Annotated in this window: 17 protein-coding genes; 11 read left to right on the top strand and 6 right to left on the bottom strand. The window is 61.1% G+C overall.

Annotated features, from left to right (window positions below; genetic code table 11):
* Positions 1-10: 10 nt before the first annotated feature.
* Positions 11-877: a metallophosphoesterase gene (locus J4G14_05320; GenBank protein ID MCE2457217.1), complete on the bottom strand. Its 867-nt coding sequence runs from the start codon at positions 875-877 to the stop codon at positions 11-13.
* 3 nt (positions 878-880) lie between these two features.
* Positions 881-1,804, bottom strand: a complete 924-nt coding sequence (locus J4G14_05315; protein MCE2457216.1) for a GNAT family N-acetyltransferase — start codon at positions 1,802-1,804, stop codon at positions 881-883.
* 419 nt (positions 1,805-2,223) lie between these two features.
* Here J4G14_05315 and J4G14_05310 point away from each other — a divergent pair, with 419 nt between their 5' ends.
* From J4G14_05310 to J4G14_05260, 11 genes are all read left to right on the top strand, one after another.
* The gene (locus J4G14_05310) at positions 2,224-2,925 is read left to right on the top strand and encodes a PIG-L family deacetylase (protein MCE2457215.1); all 702 of its coding nucleotides are present in this window, start codon (positions 2,224-2,226) and stop codon (positions 2,923-2,925) included.
* A gap of 94 nt (positions 2,926-3,019) precedes the next feature.
* Positions 3,020-3,763, top strand: coding sequence for a hypothetical protein (locus J4G14_05305; protein ID MCE2457214.1), 744 nt, complete (start codon positions 3,020-3,022; stop codon positions 3,761-3,763).
* Positions 3,763-4,122, top strand: coding sequence for a diacylglycerol kinase (locus J4G14_05300; protein MCE2457213.1), 360 nt, complete (start codon positions 3,763-3,765; stop codon positions 4,120-4,122). Before J4G14_05305 ends, J4G14_05300 begins: the two co-directional genes overlap by 1 nt.
* A 335-nt stretch (positions 4,123-4,457) precedes the next feature.
* Complete coding sequence (locus J4G14_05295) at positions 4,458-5,294, top strand: SDR family oxidoreductase (protein MCE2457212.1); 837 nt, start codon at positions 4,458-4,460, stop codon at positions 5,292-5,294.
* Positions 5,295-5,367: 73 nt separating this feature from the next.
* A complete protein-coding gene (locus tag J4G14_05290) occupies positions 5,368-5,775 on the top strand; it encodes a VOC family protein (protein MCE2457211.1) in 408 nt (135 codons plus the stop codon).
* Positions 5,776-6,085: 310 nt separating this feature from the next.
* Positions 6,086-7,069, top strand: coding sequence for a thiamine pyrophosphate-dependent dehydrogenase E1 component subunit alpha (locus J4G14_05285; protein ID MCE2457210.1), 984 nt, complete (start codon positions 6,086-6,088; stop codon positions 7,067-7,069).
* Between the two features lie 425 nt (positions 7,070-7,494).
* Positions 7,495-7,731, top strand: coding sequence for a DUF2283 domain-containing protein (locus J4G14_05280; GenBank protein ID MCE2457209.1), 237 nt, complete (start codon positions 7,495-7,497; stop codon positions 7,729-7,731).
* 54 nt (positions 7,732-7,785) lie between these two features.
* On the top strand, positions 7,786-8,811 hold the full coding sequence (locus J4G14_05275) for an alpha-ketoacid dehydrogenase subunit beta (GenBank protein MCE2457208.1): 1,026 nt from the start codon (positions 7,786-7,788) through the stop codon (positions 8,809-8,811).
* Positions 8,812-8,880: 69 nt separating this feature from the next.
* On the top strand, positions 8,881-10,221 hold the full coding sequence (locus J4G14_05270; protein MCE2457207.1) for a 2-oxo acid dehydrogenase subunit E2: 1,341 nt from the start codon (positions 8,881-8,883) through the stop codon (positions 10,219-10,221).
* 8 nt (positions 10,222-10,229) lie between these two features.
* Entirely contained in the window at positions 10,230-11,168 is a 939-nt protein-coding gene (locus J4G14_05265) for an aldo/keto reductase (GenBank protein ID MCE2457206.1), read from the top strand.
* A gap of 91 nt (positions 11,169-11,259) precedes the next feature.
* Positions 11,260-12,081, top strand: coding sequence for an MBL fold metallo-hydrolase (locus J4G14_05260; GenBank protein ID MCE2457205.1), 822 nt, complete (start codon positions 11,260-11,262; stop codon positions 12,079-12,081).
* Here J4G14_05260 and J4G14_05255 read toward each other — a convergent pair.
* The 4 genes from J4G14_05255 to J4G14_05240 all read right to left on the bottom strand — a co-directional run bounded on the left by J4G14_05255 (position 12,068) and on the right by J4G14_05240 (position 20,508).
* On the bottom strand, positions 12,068-15,499 hold the full coding sequence (locus tag J4G14_05255; GenBank protein ID MCE2457204.1) for a UvrD-helicase domain-containing protein: 3,432 nt from the start codon (positions 15,497-15,499) through the stop codon (positions 12,068-12,070). The two genes, J4G14_05260 and J4G14_05255, sit on opposite strands and share 14 nt — an antisense overlap.
* Before the next feature lie 4 nt (positions 15,500-15,503).
* Positions 15,504-18,791, bottom strand: coding sequence for a PD-(D/E)XK nuclease family protein (locus J4G14_05250; protein ID MCE2457203.1), 3,288 nt, complete (start codon positions 18,789-18,791; stop codon positions 15,504-15,506).
* Between the two features lie 76 nt (positions 18,792-18,867).
* Positions 18,868-19,923 carry a hypothetical protein gene (locus tag J4G14_05245; GenBank protein ID MCE2457202.1) on the bottom strand — a complete coding sequence of 352 codons (1,056 nt, stop codon included), beginning with the start codon at positions 19,921-19,923 and terminating at the stop codon, positions 18,868-18,870.
* 306 nt (positions 19,924-20,229) lie between these two features.
* Positions 20,230-20,508, bottom strand: coding sequence for a CBS domain-containing protein (locus J4G14_05240; protein ID MCE2457201.1), 279 nt, complete (start codon positions 20,506-20,508; stop codon positions 20,230-20,232).
* Positions 20,509-20,510 lie beyond the last annotated feature (2 nt).

Raw genomic sequence — 20,510 nt, 5'->3', positions numbered from 1 at the left:
GCGACCGTCGTCAGTCCGAGCTTCCCAGATTGGGCAGTGAGCCTGGTACCGAGTCCATCCCGAAGTATCGGTGCCGTATTGAGTCCTCTCGCATGTGGACGACCCTGATGCCTGAAGGGTCGGGGCCGAGAGGATACCCTACCGCTCCCGTCGTGACCATCATCAGACCAGCATCGTCGGCGTAGACGTTCTTGTGCAGGTGACCGGCGAACACCGCCGCCGCGTCGTAGTCCCTTAGTATTCTGACGATTACGTCGCGACGCTCGCTCGGCACCGTCCACATGCTGTCCTCTTCACCTGCGTGTTCCTGGAACAGTGGATGATGTGTGAACAGAACGAGGTGCTGAACGCCTCGCGCCTTGGCGGCGCTGAGGTCGTCGATCATGAACTGGACTATGTTGTCCCACTCGCCGGGCACGTTCACCGGATCGAACGCCACCGAGCTGTTGATTACGATGAAGTGACAGTCTCCCTGGTCGAAGGAGTAGTTGTCGGGCCCGAATCGGTATCGGTAGAGGGAGAGTGAGTCGGCCGTAGGCGCCTCGCCTACGTCGTGGTTGCCCGGGACGAGATACATGGCGATGTTATCGTCCAGCAACGCTGTGACTCTTGCGAGTTCCTCCACCTGGGCCTGGTTGGCGGCGTCGTGGACGAGGTCTCCGCAGACGACAGCGAAGGCGGGGTTGAGACTGTTCGTCGCCTCGATGGCAGCGGTGTACAGCCGCGTCTCATCCGCAAATCCCGTTATCCGTTCTGGCGCTTTACGAACGAGCAGCCCTCTTGCGTGCCGTTCCCTGATGTCCTCGTCGGTGTACTCGCTTATTGAAGCGAACATGCCGAACTGAGGATCGGCCATCTGGACGAAGTGGAAGCTCATTAGTCAGCTTTGCTCCTGGAATCGACGCTCGAACCAGACGGAGTGGTGGACCTGGCGATACCCAAGCTTCAGGTACAGCTCCCTGGCCGGGGTATTTTCGGAGTCAACCTCAAGCTCGACTGCGTCCACGCCCTGCTGCTTGAGATACTCCATTCCGGTGACCACCACCACGGTACCCAGGCCGTTGCCCCGGTAGTCGGGATGTACGCCTGTCATAGAGACAAACCCGACCTTGCCGTGCTCGTTTTCATTCCTGAGTGTCCAGTTGTAACCGGCTGGCCTGTCACCGTCCATCACGAAGATGATTCCACCTGGATCGGTGTTGGAGATCCTGACCCTCGCAGCGACCTCTTCCACGGTGTTTGGACAGAATCCCCAGTGCTGACCGAACGCTGCGTTCTGGAGTTCGGTCAACATTGCCTCGTCCTCGCCAAGTGCGAAGGGCTTGAGCCGGAAGTTGGACCGGAGATTCAACTCAGGAAGGTCGCCGCCGCTCCAGCGCATCTGCCAGTAGTCCTTGGCCTGCTCGAATCCCTCGGACTCCAGAATGTGACGCGCGTCGGCTGCGTCGGCTGCCGTCTGGATGTGCAGCACCGATACGTTCAGGGCCTCTACCTGCTCGATTGCGGTGCTCAGCAGTCGTTTGCCAATGCCCCGTCCTCTGAACTCCTCGAGGACACCGCCTGCGACAACCGCGCGGCTGATGGGGACCTCAGGGAAGAGTTGGTAGTAGCCGACCAGTTCTGAGCCAGACAGAGCGAGAGTCAGGTTGGTCTCTGGATGTACGGACGGGTGAGCAAGCGTCTGCCGCACGAAATCAGGGCCAACCTCCTTCTCAGTGCCTCCGGCCCCGCTGATGCTGGTGAAAAGCCGCGTGACCGACTCAAGGTCGCCCCACTCGAATTTTCTAAGAGTAATTCCGTCCATGTTCACCGCTTATGCTAAGACCTAGATTGGAAGCCAAGCCGATTGTAACAGAGGGGCACGATTGTCTGAACTCTGATCTGTCAGATTAAGGGATTTCTCAGATTATGTTGGTTGCCAGTTCGTGGGTAGACGCTGACTGGTGGGTAGGTGTTGCGTGTAGGGGCAGGTTTCAAACCTGCCCCTACGGGTAATAGGTGTGCTGGGAGTGAAGGGGTTGTTAGTTGGGTAGGGGCGGTTCGCGAACCGCCCCTACGAGTTTCCCTTGCCGGCCCCCGAAGGTCAGGGGATTATCATTTAGCGGATGCGGGTGAGACACCCGCGCTCCCAGCCGGGGACGGTTCGTGCTGACAGCCCTGAAGCTATACCTGTAAACTGAGTTGTCGAACCCCGATTCCCGAGCAGGAGGCCCTTCTACGACTATGGACAGACCCGAACGAGCGCTGGTAATAACTCCTCATCCTGACGATGCGGAGATTGGCTGCGGAGGAACCGTGGCCGGGTGGATTGCGGAAGGGACCGAGGTGTACTACGTCCTCTGCACCAACGGGGACAAGGGTACGAGCGACCCTGACCTGACCTCCGTACGCCTGGCCGAGATACGCGAGCGTGAGCAGGCCGAGGCCGCCGAGGTGCTGGGCATCAAGGAGGTCGTGTACCTGAGATATCCGGACGGCGGACTGGAGGACACGTCTGAGTTCAGGGGTCACCTGGTCCACGCGATACGCCGGCTCAGGCCCGACGTAGTCTTCGCCACCGACCCGCACCGGCGCAGCTTCTACCTTCACCGCGACCACAGGCTGTGCGGCCAGGTCACCATGGATGCGGTCTTCCCGTTCGCCCGGGACAGGCTGCACTACCCGGAGCACATCACCGAGGATGGCCTCGAAACGCACAAGGTCGGCGACGTCCTGTTCTGGGGCACTGAGGAGCCTGACACCTTCGTAGACATTACGGACACGATTGACCTCAAGATAGAGTCCCTCAAGAAGCACGCCTCCCAGGTGTCCTCAGATGACGGCACAGACGTGGGCGAATTCGTCAGAGCGAACGCTCGGAGGATAGGTCAGCGAGCCGACATGCCCTACGCAGAGGCCTTCCGCAGGATCCACATTCGCAGCTAATGCCACGAACCCACGACAGCGCCCTGTGCGTTGCTGAGCATTGGGCCATCTCATGTATTCCGGCTTTCGCCGGAATGATGGATGGGGCTCTGTAATGTACGACCTCCACGCGCACATCCTCCCGGGCGTGGACGACGGAGCGAGGACTCCTGAAGAGACGCTCGAAATGTCGAGGGTCGCAGCGGGGACCGGCACGAAGGTCATTCTCGCAACGCCGCACCGGAAGGACGTGACCGAGGAGTCGTCGGTCGCGTACATCCGCCGACTGATCGCGGACATGAACGCGCAGAACACCGAGCACTGTGTCGACATCTCCCTCGTGCTTGGTATGGAGAACCACCTCGACGAGGCGCTTCCATCCGAGATAGAGGCCGGTCGCGCGCTCCCGATGAACGGCAGCCGGTACATCCTGATAGAGATGCCGTTCTTCGGCAGACCCGAATCCATCGAGAAGACGCTGTCGGAGGTCCAGGGCATGGGCCTGACGCCTGTACTTGCACACCCGGAGCGTATCGAGGCGTTCCAGCAGGACGTCGATCTACTTGCGAGCTTCGTCGAACGTGGAATGCTCAGCCAGATAACCTCGGGAAGCGTCGTAGGCACGTGGGGCGACGAGGTCAAACGGTTCACCCACGAACTGCTCGAAATGGGCCTTGCCCACGTGATGGCGTCAGATACGCACTCGCCCACGGGCCTCAGGGCGCCTAAGGTCGGAGTCGGAATCGAGGCCGCCGCGTCAATCGTCGGGATGGACTGCGCGCTGGCAATGGTGGTCGATACTCCGCTGGCCATCCTCGAAGACCGACCTGTTGATCTCTCAATCCAGCCTAATCCCTGATGCCGGGAAGCACGCTGGACCTCAGCAGGATCGTCCGGGCCACACGGTACTCGCTGGCAGGCCTGCGCAGCGCGATACGGGGTGAGGCTGCTTTCCGGCAGGAGCTTATTCTCGCGCTTATTCTCGTTCCGGTCGCCGTCTGGCTGGGCGACAACGGAATCGAGCGGGCGTTGATGATCGCCTCGCTGCTGATCGTGCTTATCGTCGAACTGCTCAACTCTGCAATAGAGGCAGTGGTGGATCGGGTCGGTACGGAGTTTCACGACCTGTCTGCCAGAGCCAAGGACCTGGGCTCGGCGGCGGTGTTCATCTCCCTGCTTACGGTCCCGGTAGTGTGGGGGCTGGTGCTCCTAGGTTGAGGCTGGGTCCCGTGCCATTTTGGTAGGCATAGATTCACCCTCACCCCTGGATCAAGTCCGGGGCAGGTTCTAACCCTCTCCCTCAAGGGAGCTGACAAGGGTAGGTATGGAGGCCGGAATCCAGGGGATAGGGGTGTCCTTCGACAAGCTCAGGACGAACGAATTGTCAGTCTACCTACCCCTGTAAACCCTCAAGGGAGAGGGGGCAATTCAGGCTCGTAGGAATCTGACACATCCTCTGAGACCGCGGACTCAGGACGATCTTCTCTCAGTCAGTTTAGAATGGCAAGGACTAGCATCTGGAGTTCTCCACGACTCGAATGAAGGAGGGCAGCATGAGCAGACTTGCGGGACAGGCTGCGATCGTAACAGGCGGAGCGCTGGGCATAGGCGGTGCGACGTCACGCCGGCTGGCTGAAGAGGGCGCCAGCGTCCTGATAGCCGACGTCGACATGGACGCCGCTCAGTCCAACGCCGAAGCCATTGCGGAGGCGGGCGGAAACGCTGTCGTCATGCGGGCGGACGTGAGCCGCGCGGACGAGATTGAGGCGATGGTCGAACGGGCCCAAGCCGAGTTCGGCAGAATCGACATTCTCGTCAACAACGCGTTCTCCGCAGGTCTGTGGGGTGGAGAAAGCCCACTCGAGGACATAGCCGAGTCCGACTTCGACGCAGGCATGGGCATCTTGGTGAAGGCCCATTTCCTGACGGCCAAGCACGCCGTACCCTACATGCGCCAGAACGGACACGGCAGCATCGTGAACATCTCATCAGTGCACGGTCTGCTCGGCGCCCCTGGAGCCCTGATCTACGAGACAGGCAAGCACGCGGTCATAGGCATCACCCGGCAGCTTTCGACCGAGCTTGGGCCGGACGGGATAAGGGTGAACGCCGTCTGCCCAGGGCATATTGTTACCGAGCGACTCGAACAGAGGTGGGAGGATACGCCGTCCGGCCTGGACTTCTTCGTCGACCAGTACCCGGTCGGGCGCGTCGGACGCCCCGAGGACATCGCCAACGCGATCGTATTCCTGTGCTCTGACGAGGCGAGTTTCATCACCGGACACGCGCTTGTCGTCGACGGCGGTCTCACCGTGCAGCTACAGGAGAACTTCGGAGTCCGCCAGGGCCACTTCATACAGCAGAGGCCCGACACCGAACTGCCATACTGATGTGCCTTGTAGGGGCAGGCTTCAAACCTGCCCCTATGGGCCCTACTACTACAGCTACCAGAAGGAGCAAGCCATGAGCACTGTCAGCATCGACCACATCGCCATGCCCACGGCCAATGCCGAGAAGCTCATCGAGTTCTATAAGAGTATCGGATTTACGATAAACGACGAAGACGCCTGGCGTTCTGGTCAGGCCAGCATATTCTCGATCCAGGTTGGCGACTCCAAGATCAACGTCCATCCTGAGGGTTACACTGCGAGCCTTCGTGGGCCGACGGCTGTGCCGGGTTCAGCGGACATCTGCTTCGTCTGGAACGGGACGGCTGAAGAGTGCAGCAAGATGCTCGAGGATGCTGGTGTCGAGATCATCGCCGGTCCTGGCCCGCGCCGAGGGGCACTGAAGCACCGGAACGCCGTCAGCCTCTACGCTCGCGACCCCGACCAGAACCTGCTGGAGTGGATGGTGTATCTCGACGAGTAAGGTGTCTGAGAAGGTGTGCCCTCAGAGTTCCTCTTTCTGAGGGAACTACCAGGGGTAGTGCTCATGCTTTTCACCCTCACCCCAGCCCTCTCCCCCGTGTCAAGCACGGGGCAGGCTCTGAGGGAGAGGGGGCCACCACTCTGACGGCGTGCTCATACAGAATTGTTGCGCGTTCTAGGGGCTGATTACGTTTGACGCCTCACACCTCTATTGCTACACTCGCGCCGAGGCAAGCGGGACGACGAGTTCGTTTGTCCTTGCTACCGCGCAAAGCGTTCTCACTCGTATTTCAACTTCCGTGGAGGCGACCATGAGCAGCACTTATTCTGAACTCAACAAAGACACCTTCCTGTGGATGTACCGGACGATGGTGACGATACGCACTTTCGAGGAGCAGTCACGGCGAGAGGCCGACGCCGGCAAGCTGCGAGGCATGCACTCCTCCATAGGCCAGGAGGCGGTCCCGACTGGCATCTGCGCCCACCTTCGAGACGACGACTATGTCCTCGGAACCCACAGGAGCCATCACCACTGCATCGCCAAGGGCGTTGACCTCAGCGAGATGATGGCCGAACTGCTTGGCAAGGCCACCGGCACCAACAAGGGCAAGGGCGGCACGATGCACATCGCCGACATCAACAAGGGGATGCTCGGCGCAAACGGTGTCGTAGGCTCCAATATCCCCGTAGCGACAGGTGTGGGCCTGAGCGCCAAGGTGCGCGGCACCGACCAGGTCAGCGTCGTATTCTTCGGAGACGGCGCGTCCAGCCAGGGTGTGCTTCACGAGTCGATGAACCTCGCGAGCATCTGGAAGCTGCCCGTGCTGTTCGTGTGCGAGAACAACAGGTACGCGGAATCCACGCCGTTCGAGTTCACCGTAGCGGGCGCGTCGGTCGCCAACCGCGCCGCCGGTTACGACATGCCGGGCGTGTCGGTGGACGGTCAGGACGTCATCGAGATGCACGAGGTGGCCGCCGAGGCGGTCGCCCGCGCACGCAATGGCGACGGTCCCACGCTGATAGAGGCGCAGACCTACCGGTACCAGGGCCACTTCGGCGCCGACGACCCGCTCGGGTACAGGACGCAGGAGGAAGAGGACTACTACGAGGCGCGTGACTGCCTCGCCCGTATGGAGGCCCACCTCGTGGACAACGGGTTCGCCACCGAGTCCGAACTAAGGGCGATTGACGAAGAGTGCCGGCAGGCGGTTACCGACGCAACCAGGTTCGCGGACGAAAGCCCGTTCCCAGACCCAGAAGAGCTGATGACCGACGTGTATGTGAGCTACGGGTAGACAAGTCGCAGTCAAATGCGGCCATGGTCAGTCCTGACGTCTTTAGACTCCTGCTCATATGAGAATGATTTAGACATATGCGGTTACAGTCTGAGTTTATGTCAGCTGAACCGTTTTGACTGACCAATGCAGATTGCACATTCTACAAACAATGTCCCTATCAGATTAACCGATGAGAGGTGGCAGCATATTCAGAGTGGACACCCGGAGATGCAAAGTCACAGAGAGCAGATCCTGGAGACCATTGAAACCCCTGATTTCATTCAGGAAGGTGACTTCGGGGCTCTGCTGGCTGTACGGTTGTATCCAGCCACGTCACTCACTAGTAAGTATGTAATAGTGCCATACCAGGAAATTGAAGAGACTGATGGTTTCGTGTTGACTGCGTACTTGACCAGTCTCCCATCCTCAAGGAGGAGAGTCATTTGGAAGCGGTGTCAATACTAGACAGCAAACGCGACTTGAACTGGGAATACGACGGTGAGGGCGATGTACTCTATATCTCTGTCTCGTCTCCGAGGCCAGCAGTAGGTATAGATATAGGAGAGGGCTTAATCGTTAGATACGACGAAAGCAGGGGTGAAGTCGTCGGGGTTACTATTGTGGGCCTCAGAGAGAAGACGTTGCAGGAACTCTCAGACATTCCACATGACCGCGCCTAAGATCAACAAGAATACGCTGGAATTACTGATCAGATCGCTGGGAGAGAGAACATCATGGTAGCTGAAGCCGTACGACAGGTCTCATACATACAGGCAATCAACGAGGCCATCCGGCAGGAGATGGAACGCGACGAGAACGTCATCGTCATGGGCGAGGACATCGCCGGAGGCGGCGACAGGGAGGACAAGCAGGACGCATGGGGCGGCCCGATGAGGCTCACCAGGGGACTTGTCGGCCAATTCGGACGCGGCAGGGTGAGAGACACGCCCATCTCGGAGGCCGGGTTCATCGGAGCTGGCGTTGGGGCCGCCGCATCGGGGCTGCGTCCCGTGGTCGACTTGATGTACGTAGGTTTCTACGGCGTATGCGCAGACCAGATCACGAACAACGCCGCCAAAATCCACTACATGTTCGGCGGTAAGGTGACGATACCGCTGACGATCATGACAGGCACTGGTGCAGGCACGAACTCTGCAGCCCAGCACTCGGAGACCCTGTACTCGATCTTCACCCACTTCCCTGGTCTGAAGTGCGTTGCTCCGTCCGATCCGTATACCGCGAAGGGTCTGATGACCGCCGCGATACGGGACAATGACCCCGTCATCGTCTTCAACAACCGCCAGCTCATGGGCATCAGGTTCGACGTCGACGTGCCGGAGGAGTCTTACGAGATAGAGATTGGCAAGTCGCGCGTCGTGCAGGAAGGCACTGACGTCACACTAATAGGCATCAGCTATATGACCAACGTGTGCCTTCAGGCCGCGGCAGCGCTTGAGGAGCAGGGCTACTCCGTTGAAGTAGTCGATCTGCTGTCACTGTCGCCGATGGATGACGAGACGATACTCAACTCGGTCAAGAAGACCCGCAAGGTCGTGATAGTCGACGAGGACTACCCGCGCTGCTCCATCGCGTCTGACATTTCTGCGCTCGTCGCCGAGGAGGCGTTCGACTACCTCGACGCTCCGCCCAAGCGCCTGAACGCGCCACACGCGCCCGTACCGTACAGCAGACCTCTGGAGGCGCTATTCGTGCCCACGGCTGAGATGACCGTCGAGGCAGCGCTCAGCGTGCTGGAGTAGGGACAGGTGAGAGGTGACCTGCCGCGGCGGGTATGAAAGTCCCCTCTCCCTTGACGGGAGAGGGTTAGGGTGAGGGTGAAAGAACTGGCTACTCCAATTGTCATGCCCAGGCTGGGCGACTTCATGACCGAGGGCGTTGTCGTCCGGCTCGCCAGGAGCCAGGGTGACGAGGTCAACCAGGGCGAGGTCATCGCCGAGATCGAAACCGAGAAGCTCAACTACGATCTCGAATCGGTCGCAGGCGGTCGCTTCCACCCGGTAGTCGACGAGGGCGCTACGGTAGCAGTAGACGGCCTGATTGGATACGTGCTCGACGAAGGAGAAGAGGCACCCGCCCAGGAAGCTGCTGCAGCCCCGGCTACACGGACTGCGACCAGACAGGCACCGCAGAGACGTCCTGCGGCACGCCAGCAGGTGGGAGGATCAGTGCGCTCGACCCCGGGCGCTCGCAGGGTCGCATCCAATCTCGGCGTCGACATATCGGAGGTAACTCCCACCGGCCCTGGAGGACGTGTGGTCGAGGCAGACGTCCGGGCATTCGCGGAAGCTCAGGCCGCTGCGCCTGCGGTCGTACCGTCTACACCGGGAGCACGCAGACTCGCAACCAACCTCGGAGTGGACCTGTCGCAGGTGACTCCCACAGGACCGAGGGGACGTATCGTCGAATCGGATGTCCGTGCTTTTGCCGAGGCCCAGGCCGCCGCGCAGGCACCAGCGATGCCTCCGGGTCTGCCTGAGCCCTCGAGGAGCGAGCCGCTGAGCGGGATGCGTCGAAGCATCGCCCAGCACATGTCGGACAGCCTGAGGAACACTGCCCAGCTTTCGTACTTTCTCGAAGTTGACGCTACCGAGGCGCAGCGAATGCGCAGGGAGGCATCCCAGGGTGAAGACACCACGATAACGTTGGCCCACGTGCTAATCAAAGCGTGTTCAGAAGCGCTCAGACGGGTGCCGGCCATGAACTCCGTGCTGTCAAGCGGGACTATCCACTACTTCGACCAGGTGAACATTGGCGTTGCGGTCGCGCTCGACGATGGGCTGATCGTCCCGGTGGTAAGGGACGTAGGCTCGATGAACATAACCGAGATTGCCGATGCGACTTTCGAGTTGGCAAACAAGGCGCGTGCGAACGAGCTTTCTCCGGACGACGTGGTTGGCGGCACGTTCACCATCAGCGTTTTAGGCTCCGTCGATGGCTTCACACCGATCCTCAACCCGCCACAGAGCGGAATCCTGGGCGTGGGTCGCGTAGTGCAGAAGCCGGTGGTCTCTCGCGGCGAGGTGGTGGTAAGGGAGATGCTGACGCTCAGCTTGACAGCCGATCACCAAGTCATAGACGGCGCCGTCGCCGCCAGCTTCATGCGCCGCCTCCAGGCCACCGTCGAGCGTCCCGCAAGACTGTTCAGGTAGGGCATCACATGGAATACGTAAGACTTGGGCGCAGCGGGCTGAAGGTGTCGAGGGTGTGCTTGGGCACCAACATGTTCGGCGCGGGATACGTGGAGGATGACCGCGCCATATCGGTAATCGACGCTGCGCTCGCAGCGGGCGTCAACTTCATCGATACCGCCGATGCCTACAACGCGGGTCACTCCGAAGTGGTCGTCGGCAAGGCGGTGAGAAGTCGCAGACACGATTTCGTAGTTGCCACCAAGGGCTTCATCGCAACTGGCGATGGTCCGAACGATATAGGCCTGTCTCGTAAGCACCTCATCGACGCCGTCGATAGCAGCCTGAGAAGGCTGGGTACCGACTATATCGACCTGTACCAGGTGCACTACTTCGACCCTGACACGCCGCTCGAGGAGTCGCTGGGCACGCTGGATGACATGGTGCGGGCAGGCAAGATCCGCTACATCGGCTGCTCGAACTTCGCCGCGTGGCAGCTCACGAAGGCTCTGTGGGTCAGCGACAAACGCGGATATGAACGGTTCGAGTCGGTGCAGCCTGAGTACAACATGGGGAAGCGCGACATCGAGGGCGAGCTGTTCGCCGCCTGCGACGACCAGGGAGTCGGAATCATCCCCTACCAGGTATTCATGGGCGGTGTGCTGACGGGAAGGTACGATCCCAATGCCGGCCCTCCCGACGACAGCCACATGGCGTCACGACACGCACAGCGTGCCAAGGACACCTACTGGAACGAGCGTACCTTTGGCATGGTCGAGTCGCTCAGGTCGACCGCGGCAGAGCTAGAAGTCAGCGTACCCCAGCTTCTCATCGCCTGGACTCTATCGCGCCCACAGATCACGTCAGTGATAGTAGGCGCGTCCCGTCCCGAGCAGGTCCAAAGCAACGCCGAGGCCACGACGATAGACTTACCTGCCGAGGTTGTAGCGCAGTTGGACGCGCTGTAGCAGCGCTCGCAGGCGACTCGTATTCCCACCCACTGGATTCCCGCTTTCTCGGGAATGACGATTGAATGACAGGCCGGAGCAGAGTACATACATGCAGATAACCCCACACGTTTACAACATGCACATCGACGACGGCGCTGTCTCCCACCCCGGCGGATCTAACAACTACTTCGTTGGGGACCCTTCGGGCGAGATGGTGCTGATCGACACTGGCGACCACTGGCGGGAGTGGACCCAGTCCATCCTCGACTACTACGCCGAACTCGGGAAGCCGACGATCAAGGCGATCCTGATTACGCACGGCCACGTCGACCACATCGGCGGACTCGACCGTGTGCAGGAAGCCACGGGAGCAACGGTACGCTGCCACCCTGAACTCGTCGAACGGCTGCGCAAGATTCTGGGCGACGATGATGCTGTCGCTCCGCTGGAGGACAATGAGCACGTCGAAGTGGCTGGCGTGACGCTCAGCGCGCTGTTCACGCCGGGCCACGAGGTCGACCACGTCTGTTACCACTTGGCAGAGGACGGAGTGATGTTCACCGGAGACACAGTGCTCGGCGCATCGTCCACGTCAGTCGGCGATCTCTCGTCGTACATGGAGTCTCTCCAGAGGCTGATCGAGATCGAACACGAGACCGTGTGTCCCGCGCACGGCCCGGTTGTACCGCCACCCAAGGGCAGTGGACTAATCCGCTGGCAGTACGATCACAGGGCTCGGCGAGAGACACAGGTGCTTGAAGCACTGAATGAAGGTCACACAACCGCCGAGTCGATCACAGACTCGATCTACCCCCGCGATCTAAAACCCGGCCTCAAGCGTTCCGCACAGCGCAACGTCACAACGCATCTGGCAAAGCTCAAGAACGACGGAGTTGTCGAGGAGGCCCCTGCGAGCTTCAGCTTGAAGTGAGGTAGTCTGTAGCCAGCGCCTCTCCCTCTGCCGTTAGCTCCTCGATGTCCGACATCGACTCTTCGCTATGCGGTTCCAGGAATAGGAACACGACCTCCGCCACTTTTCTCTGCGGCATGGCGCGCTGGATGGCTAGAGCATATCCCGCCGCCTGTGGCCGATAACGAGCGGCTGCGGCTGCCGCTCCTTCGGCGGTCACCGAGTCCGTCTTGTAGTCCACGATGACGAGTCCGTCTGGGTCTTCGAACAGCAAGTCGATGAACCCCTGTAGCGATCCACCGGCGATCGGTACTCCGACAGGCACCTCCCGCCAGTACCGTCCAGACTCCACTGCACGCTTCACCACGCTGCTCCGCACCGCGACTCTCGATAGCCTGATGATGTCTTCGACCCGCCCCGGGATGCCTTCAGCATACGCCTGGGCCCGGGCGGTCTCATCGATTCCGTTGCCGGTTGCGAGGTCTATGGTCTGGAGTACGGCGTGGACGGCGCGTCCTATCTGTGTTCCAGCGCGTCCGCGCCTCCAAGGCTCTTCGTTCTCCTGCTCGTCCTTGGTCTCCTCGTTGGCGACCTCCGCCAGCCTGGTCGCCGCCACCGTGGTTGGACGCCCCTGTTGCCCGATCACTTCGTCTCGCGCCTTGATCCATTGTGATCTGGCCTCGCGGGAGTGCTGGACTGCATCCAGAGCATCACCACTCTGCACATCTGTCGCTGACGATGGCGGGAGTAGCTGCTGGCCAGTCGTATCTGGCAACCGGCGCCACATATCTTCATGCTCCTCGAAGTGGTCGGCGATATAGGAGGCGTCTGTCTCGGCTCCCAGACGCCTGTACATGCTGAGCACGAGGTGGTCCATGGCACGTGTTGTGGCGACGTACAGTAGCCTGACATGCTCGTCCTCGAGCATCGCCTTCTCGTCTGTCTGTAAGTCCTCGTAGCCTGCTGTCTGGAACGTACGGACGCCGCTTCCGACCTTTACCTCGACCGAGTTACGTCCACTATGTCCGTCCTGGCGTCCAAACAGCACCTGGCCCGTCCGGTTCGATCTCCGATTGTTCAGACCTGTCAGAATCACCACTGGGAACTCCAGCCCTTTGGAGCCGTGTACCGTCATGATGCGGACAGCGTCCTCGTCGGTCTCGGGTACAGGAGTCTCCGTCACGCGGGCTCCCTCGCTTCGTAGCCGGTCGATCCATTCGAGAAAACTGCGAAGGGAGCCGCCGCCGGCCTCTGTGAATGCCCTCGCCTGCGCCACGATGAACCGATACCTGCGCCACTGCTCACGCCTGCGTGGATGGTCGACCGCGGCGGTCATCAGCGGCCGCTCGCGAACGAACCCGTCTATCAGGGCCGCGACCGAGCTCCACATCCTGCGCTCGTGGTAGCTGCCGAGTGCTTCCAACCCTTCGGCCACAGGGCCACGCCGGTTACTCGAACGAGCTAGATAGTCGAACCGGCCACCTGACTCGTAGTACCTGAGCAGGTCTACGTCGGTGCAGGCGAAGGCCGGTGAACGAAGCGCGGCGACTATCGCGACCTCATCCTCAGGGTCGTCGATCGCCCTGAGGCAGTTGAGCAGATCGCGGACCTCCTGCGTATCGAAGATTAGCGAGCTGCCCTCCAGCCTGTACGGCACGCCAGCGTCGTCGAGAGCGACCTCGAGGTCTCTCAGGCCCGTGCGGGTCGGCATCAGTATGCAGATGTCCGAGTACCTGGCCGCCCTGTACTCAGGCGCGCCGTTGCTCTCGCCTGATCGAATCTGCCAGCCACTGCCGGTAATCTGCTTGAGGGCTGACGCGATCCCCTGGCACTCTAGCGCCCTGACTTTTCCCATCAGTGCATCGAAAGCGTCGCCTAGCTCCCAGACCGATGGCGCACCTTCGTCGCCTGTTTCGTTTTCCCACCTGTGCCGCAGGCTCACGTACTCGGCCTGTGACTCGCTGGCTTCCATCCAATTGCTGAACAGGTGGTTCACCCAGTCGATGATCGGTCGGTGCGACCGGAAATTCTGGTCGAGGTTGACCGGTGTCTGGTTCATCCGGCTCCTGAGGGTGTTGAGCTGGCGGACGTCTGCCCGCCGGAAACGATAGATTGACTGCTTGGGATCGCCGACGACGAACAGCCTGCCGTCTGCCGGCTTCACGTTGCGCCAGTCCGTTGGACGCGACTCCGGTGGCGTGCCATCCGGGACGTCCTCGGCGATGAACATGGCGATCTGCATCTGAATGGGGTCGGTGTCCTGGGCTTCATCGAGCAGCAGGTGCGTGTACTGCTGCCTGAAGTGGTCGCGAACCCTGATGTTGTCTCGAAGCAGGTTCCGTGCCCAGACCAGCAGGTCGTGATACCCGGCGCGACCCTCTCGCTTGCGCTCCTGTTCGTAGCCGACTACGAAATCACGGAGCGCACTCAGAATCAGGGGCAGCGACGTGCCCCGGGCCTGGTCCAACTCCATCGCGGCGGCGTCATGAAGCTCCTGGAGGTAGTCCTTCATCTGCTTGCACGCATTGACGCCTGAGGTCGGATCGGTGTTCCAGTCGCCCTGGCGACCCCGGTTCATGCGAAGTGGCATGAGCCTGGACAGCATTCCGAGAGCGGCGGGCGACCCCGGCTCCATCTCGTTCAGCCGTCGTATGGACGACAGCTTGGACTGGACGTGCTGGAAGAGCCGGTCGTCATCTCGCAGCTTCGAGAAGCCGCACAGTCGCTCAAGCTCAGGTCCGGCGTCAACGAGCTTCTGAGCAGAATGGAACTTAGCTGCCTCCTCTCCCTCAGAGCCTGCCCCGGACTTGATCCGGGGGAGAGGGCTGGGGTGAGGGTGAACCGCAGTGTCGTCGAACACAACCCCCTCAAGGAGGTCGTAGTTCTTGTGGAACTCCAGCGCGATCTCTCGGAGTTGGTCTGGGCGCAGGCCGAGGGACAGCGCCACCGGCAACGTCGGGACATTGTCCGAGTCGTCCAGGGCCCAGTCCAGCCACTCGTTCCACTTCTCGTCGAAGTCGAGGTCGCTGGCGACCTGGTCCATCGTCTCGAACGATGGCGGAAGCCCCGCCTCCAGCGGACGCTCGCGAAGAATCGCTCCGGCGAAGCTGTGCAGCGTGGTGAACGTCGCCCTGTCGATGTCCTCGACTCCAACAGCGCAACGGTCACGCCACGCCTGGTCGACTTCGTCATCAGATGCTGCCTTCTCAAGCTCCTCCCTGATGCGCTCCTGTAGCTCCGAGGCTGCGGAGTTGGTGAAGGTGATCGCAGCGACCCTGTCTACTGTTGCCTTGCCCGACCCGATCAGGTTGACGACCCTGCTCACCATGCTGGTGGTCTTGCCGGTGCCCGCCCCCGCCTCGACGAACATAGTCTCGCCCAGCGTGAGCCGGATCTTGTCACGTGCGGCCTGGTCTATGGGTGTGAACGCCGTCATCATGCCACTACTCGCCAACCAGGTCGCGGTAACCGGACAGCAGCGGATCATCACGTTTGCTCTCCCATGTCCGGTCACGCCGTGAAGGACAGAGCGAGTCGAAATCGCAGAATGCACAGTTGTTGAATCCGAAGCGGGTGCGCTCTCCAGGATTGGCTGGGAACACACCACTCCTGATACCTGAGACGATGCTGGTGACTACCTCACCGAGCCTGTTGCGTACCTCGTCGGAGCTGCCATCGACGGGCTCCTTTGGAGCGAGCGCGAACGATCCGCGCGTCGTCACGAACCAGTACGCTGAGCTTACGTTATCGACGTTCGCAAGGCCGCGCTGTGCAGCCAGTGCGTACACCCCTAGCTGGAGCTTTTTGCCCTTGTCTGTGGGGTCGTTTTCGAGACCATTGTATTGCCAAGAGCTCCCTGTCTTGTAGTCGATGACCAGCGCAGTGCGACCGTCTGAGGAGACGTCGACGCGGTCGATAATACCCCTGAATCGCACCCGCTCGCCGTCATCGAGACTCCATACCGCCTCCTGCCAGTGGCCTTCTGGCAATCCGAACTTGACCTCGAACTCCTTTGGTGTCACCTCAAATCTAGCCCTGTGAGCGTCGTCCCGCTCCAGGAATGTGTCGAGGTCGGCCAGGACCTGTGCCCTCTCCAGCTCCCACATCACAGGCCTTCCTGTAACGCCGTCAGCCTCGGCCTTGGAGAATCGCTCATGGGCGACCTTCATGAGCACCGCCCTGTGATCGGCGCTCCAGGCCTCGTGAGGCTGGGGCATCGTTCCAGACTCAGCCACGCGCCTCATAAACTCATCCAGGATGTTGTGGATCAGGCTGCCGCGTTCAAGGGCCGATATCGAGAACACATCCTCCGGGGTCTCAATTGAACCGATCCTGAGCACATTTCCGAGGAAGTAGCTGAACGGGCACGCAGCCCAGCGTTCGAGTCGCGTCGGGGACAGCGCCCTGTTGAGGGTGTAGCTGGCATAACTGGACTCACGAGCGACAGACGAACCGTTGCCATCCCACTGGGTGAAGTCCCGGCTGTTCCGCGCTCTTCCCAGTTCCAGAGTTCTGCTGAGGATTGTGCCAGTGGCAAACGGGTGTTGGGACACGCGCTGGCCTGCCCTCTCCCAGCGGACCAGGTGGCGCAAGTCGTAGTCGAGCAAATCGGAGGCATCTATCGCTGCGCCATCCAGCAGTCCGGACTCTGCCGAGGGAACAACGGTCAGCCAGTCACTGCCTCCCATGCGCTGCAACTCGGATGCGGTCACCCGCGCCCCGCTAAGTTTCGCCGCCTGTTCGAGCAGCCACCTGGACGCGTGCTGCTCTCGTCCCGCGGATAGGTCTGCCAATGAGACCGACAGAGTCCTGTCAGGCGCGCTGTCGAGCGCGTAAAGGTAGTCGAGTCGCTCTCTGGCCCTGGCGTCCTGCGGCATGTCGAATCCAGCAGACGAGCCCCCGGCGCGGTGTCGCGCTGACTCTGGGACCAGCGGATCGTCTCCCAGCGCGGGCGGCACCGCTCCCTCGATCATTCCGACCATGTACACGGCGTCGAATCGCATTCCGGCCGCGTCCCGGAACCGGGCGACAAACACGCCTCTTCCCATCTCGCCCAGGCGTCCGGCAGAAGCCTGCAGCGCCTCGTACAGGTCCTCGCGAAATACCTGAAGTGTAGGGTCCGGTGCGACCGCACCCGCGGCGGTCAACTCCGAAAGTATGTCCTGGACTCTCTCTAACGCATCCAACTCGTGCTCTGGAGTGCCTGTCCCCCTGGACACATAGTCGTCGACCAGCCGGCGAGCCCACGCCGAAAAGTCGGCCCACGACGCGCCTTCATTCGGCGGCTGAATATCGTCGTGGAGGTGCCCGATGAAAGCGAGCATATCCCTCGCCGACTTGGCCTGCGAGCTCATGCTTCGCAGCCTCCCCTCCGACATCTCCTCAGCCTTTTCTGGGTCGGAGATCGACTCCTCAAGCCCCGCAGCGTACTTGTCCAGCCTGTCTCTCCACTGTTCGATGCCACGGACGATTCCCACCTCTTTCGACAGCTTGTCCCACCTGCTCGGGTTCAGCCGAATCTCTCGGGAGGGCGACCTGACCGGGCATCCTGTCAGCCACGAGGCGACTTGCCCGCGTCGAAGATCGCTGTCGGCCAGCTCCATGAGGCCAACCAGGGTCCGTCCCACGGCAGTCTCGGCAAGAGTAGTGCGGTCCGGCCCTGCGATGGGTATGCCGGCCAGATCCATCTCCTCAGCGATGATCTTGCCGTAGTCGGACTTGCGGTACAGCACTGCCATCCGGCCGAATGGCATCCCATCGTGCGCTCGACTGACGATCTGCCGGATTATCCACCTGATCTCCTGGTGAGGGTCAGATGCGACCAGCAGATGTGTATCGGCTTTCTCTCCCTCCGGGCTCACGGGGGCAGGTAAACCGTCAATTCGTTCGTCCTGAGCTTGTCGAAGGACGGCCCCAGCCCCTGGATTCCCGCCTTCGCGGGAATGACGGTCTGCGAGATACACACTCCTGTCAGCTCCCTCTGGGAGAGGGTTCACTACGTCGATTTGCGACGCTCTCAGAAATGGCGACAGTCGCTTAGCCAGCCCATCCAGTGGCTCGTTGGCAGCGGGGTCGTCCGTGAGTCCGAGCATCACGACACACCGTTGTCGTCTGGCCAGCGCATCGATTAGCGCCACCTGTCCGGGTGTGAGATCACGCGGCAAGTAGAACACGATCGCGCCGATGTCCTCGAATCCGGCAGTCGGTTGATCATCGACAGATACGGCAGCGGCTCGTGCCAGGTCCTCGTCGTCATAGAATTCTGCTGTGTCGAGTCTGAACTGCCGGTACAGTCTCACGGTCTCGGCCTGCAGCACCCCGGCACCGGCGAGAGCGTCTAAGGCGGTGCTCGAGACATATCTCAGGCCTCGAAATGCCTGCTTGAGGCTGCGCAGGGTGGACGAGTGTTCCCTCAGGTCGCCAAGTGGTCCCACGGCCTCGCTTGCTGCGGACCGGACGGCTGCGTTCTCGATGACTCGCGTAAGGGGAGCGCGACCCTCGCTCGCCATGCGCGGCGCGCCAAGGAACTCCGCGAGCCGCGAAAACACCATGAACCTGACGTTTACGAAACCGACGCGTGCGAAGTCGTGCCTCAGCGACAGGTTGGCGTAGTTGGACGGGCCTACGACCGTCACCGGAGCCAGCGGATCGTCGCGCTTCAGGTCATCGACTACGTCGCGCAGGCGTTCCGGAGATAGTTGGCCAACGATGAGCGATTGGGAAGATTGCATCAGTTCTGGTACGAAGTGGGACGAGGAAATCTCACTCCTCACTCCTCTCCGCTCTCTCCTCGGCGCGAAGCGCCCCTCACACTGCCCTCGTTACGGCCATGGACGCCACCTTGGGCAGCTCGCTTAATATGACCGAGCAGCGGTATCCCGTCGCCTCGGGCGAGCCTGCCCTCACAACCAGGATGTCGTCAGGCTCGGGAACGAAGTTGGCGAAGACCTGGTAGTCCTGCGGTCCAACGTCGCCCTCCAGCACCCTGACGATCTTCAGGTCGGCTATCGATCGGCCAATTCTGGGATGGAGATACTCGCGAACGTCTTGTTTCGTCCAGGTCCCCCAGAAGTCTGCGGCTCCCCCGATTGTCACCACGAGCTGACCCTGCCGGACAGGGGTGGAGTCGTCTCCCACCGAGTCCGACGACGCAAGGGACGAACCGAGGACCGAGGCGACGTCAGCCACGGTGTCCAGCACCACCTCCTGCGAGTACGCCGCGGAGCGCACCTGTCGCGGCTCCCACGACGCGAACACCGTGACCGCGCTCTGGTCCGGACTGAGCCCACGCTCCACGTGCAGAGGCAGCCAGTCGGAGTCGGACTCGTTCTCGGCGATGCAGTACGTGTACTTGCCGGGATGTCCGATTACCGTTCGGTCGAACAGCCCGGGTATGGACGCGCATGCGTTCATCAGGATGAGACGTATCGCCCGCCCAATCGTTGCGTTGGCCCGGTTGCCGGGCCCGAACAGGTTTGCCCCCGAGTTCATGCCGATCTCTTCCGCGACGGGTCCATTGACGATCACCAGCACCGCCGCGCCGCCCTGGCTGGACGAGGGAGCGATGAGATTGAACTCCGGGTCCAGCATCGCCTCTGTCGCGGCCAGCACGACAGGGAAGTACTCTGGCAGGCAGCCGGCCATGACAGCGTTCGCGGCGGTCTTGGCAACAGTCACCTCGCGCCTGCGCTCCGGTATCGAGCCGAGGACTTCGTCCGCGGGACGTCCGGCGACGTCCATGAACTCCTGCACTCGATAAAGCGTGGGCGGAATGACCGGCAGACCGTCAGTCCACCCCATCTCGTAGCAGTGTTCTATGGCCTCGATCGCGTCGTTCCACTCGGCCGTTACCAGGTCCTGCATGTGTTTCCCCTCTCGGTGACAGTGGGCTTCTCGCCACCCACATCCTACCCTTTTCCTCACCGGGGCTTATAGGGGTAGGTAAATCGACAGTACGTTCGCCCTGAGCTTGTCGAAGGGGCTGACAGGAGTAGGTAAAGTGTATTCCGACAGGCATGAACTTCAGCCAACAGGCCCCATCTCCCTTGATGGGAGAGGGCTGGAGCCTGCCCCGTACTTGATACGGGGGTGAGGGTGAAAACCTCGAATACTTACCAGTCTCAGCCCATTTGGGAATACAGGGAACTCGCGGGAAGAATGTGAAATGCCCTAGATGTCCCTACCGCCAGCCGTCAGGAGAATCATTTCCAGGATCTCATAGCTGGTGATGGACCCCTGGAATTCTCCGGTATCGGGGTCGATCACGGGCAACACCGAAACCGAGCTCTCCTGCATTCGCTGAAGCGTGTCCTCCACAAGCTCATCCGGGTCAGCTGTCAGCGTGCTCTGCCGCATGAATTCCACCAGCGAGGTACTGGCCCACTGGCTCCTGGGAAGGTACCTCAGGAAGTTCAGTGAAACTATACCGGCCAGGTCGGAGCCGTCCACCA

Source organism: Dehalococcoidia bacterium (assembly GCA_021295915.1).
Classification (GTDB): domain Bacteria; phylum Chloroflexota; class Dehalococcoidia; order Lucifugimonadales; family UBA1123; genus VXRN01.
Note: the sequence above shows the minus strand (reverse complement) of the source record. Positions and strands in the feature narration are given on the sequence as shown.

Coding starts and splice junctions, on each gene's coding strand:
- J4G14_05275 (MCE2457208.1), top strand. CDS start 7,786: ATGGTAGCTGAAGCCGTACGACAGGTCTCATACATACAGGCAATCAAC.
- J4G14_05305 (MCE2457214.1), top strand. CDS start 3,020: ATGTACGACCTCCACGCGCACATCCTCCCGGGCGTGGACGACGGAGCG.
- J4G14_05310 (MCE2457215.1), top strand. CDS start 2,224: ATGGACAGACCCGAACGAGCGCTGGTAATAACTCCTCATCCTGACGAT.
- J4G14_05320 (MCE2457217.1), bottom strand. CDS start 877: ATGAGCTTCCACTTCGTCCAGATGGCCGATCCTCAGTTCGGCATGTTC.
- J4G14_05295 (MCE2457212.1), top strand. CDS start 4,458: ATGAGCAGACTTGCGGGACAGGCTGCGATCGTAACAGGCGGAGCGCTG.
- J4G14_05315 (MCE2457216.1), bottom strand. CDS start 1,804: ATGGACGGAATTACTCTTAGAAAATTCGAGTGGGGCGACCTTGAGTCG.
- J4G14_05255 (MCE2457204.1), bottom strand. CDS start 15,499: ATGATGACGGCGTTCACACCCATAGACCAGGCCGCACGTGACAAGATC.
- J4G14_05300 (MCE2457213.1), top strand. CDS start 3,763: ATGCCGGGAAGCACGCTGGACCTCAGCAGGATCGTCCGGGCCACACGG.
- J4G14_05265 (MCE2457206.1), top strand. CDS start 10,230: ATGGAATACGTAAGACTTGGGCGCAGCGGGCTGAAGGTGTCGAGGGTG.
- J4G14_05285 (MCE2457210.1), top strand. CDS start 6,086: ATGAGCAGCACTTATTCTGAACTCAACAAAGACACCTTCCTGTGGATG.
- J4G14_05250 (MCE2457203.1), bottom strand. CDS start 18,791: ATGCAATCTTCCCAATCGCTCATCGTTGGCCAACTATCTCCGGAACGC.
- J4G14_05245 (MCE2457202.1), bottom strand. CDS start 19,923: ATGCAGGACCTGGTAACGGCCGAGTGGAACGACGCGATCGAGGCCATA.
- J4G14_05290 (MCE2457211.1), top strand. CDS start 5,368: ATGAGCACTGTCAGCATCGACCACATCGCCATGCCCACGGCCAATGCC.
- J4G14_05260 (MCE2457205.1), top strand. CDS start 11,260: ATGCAGATAACCCCACACGTTTACAACATGCACATCGACGACGGCGCT.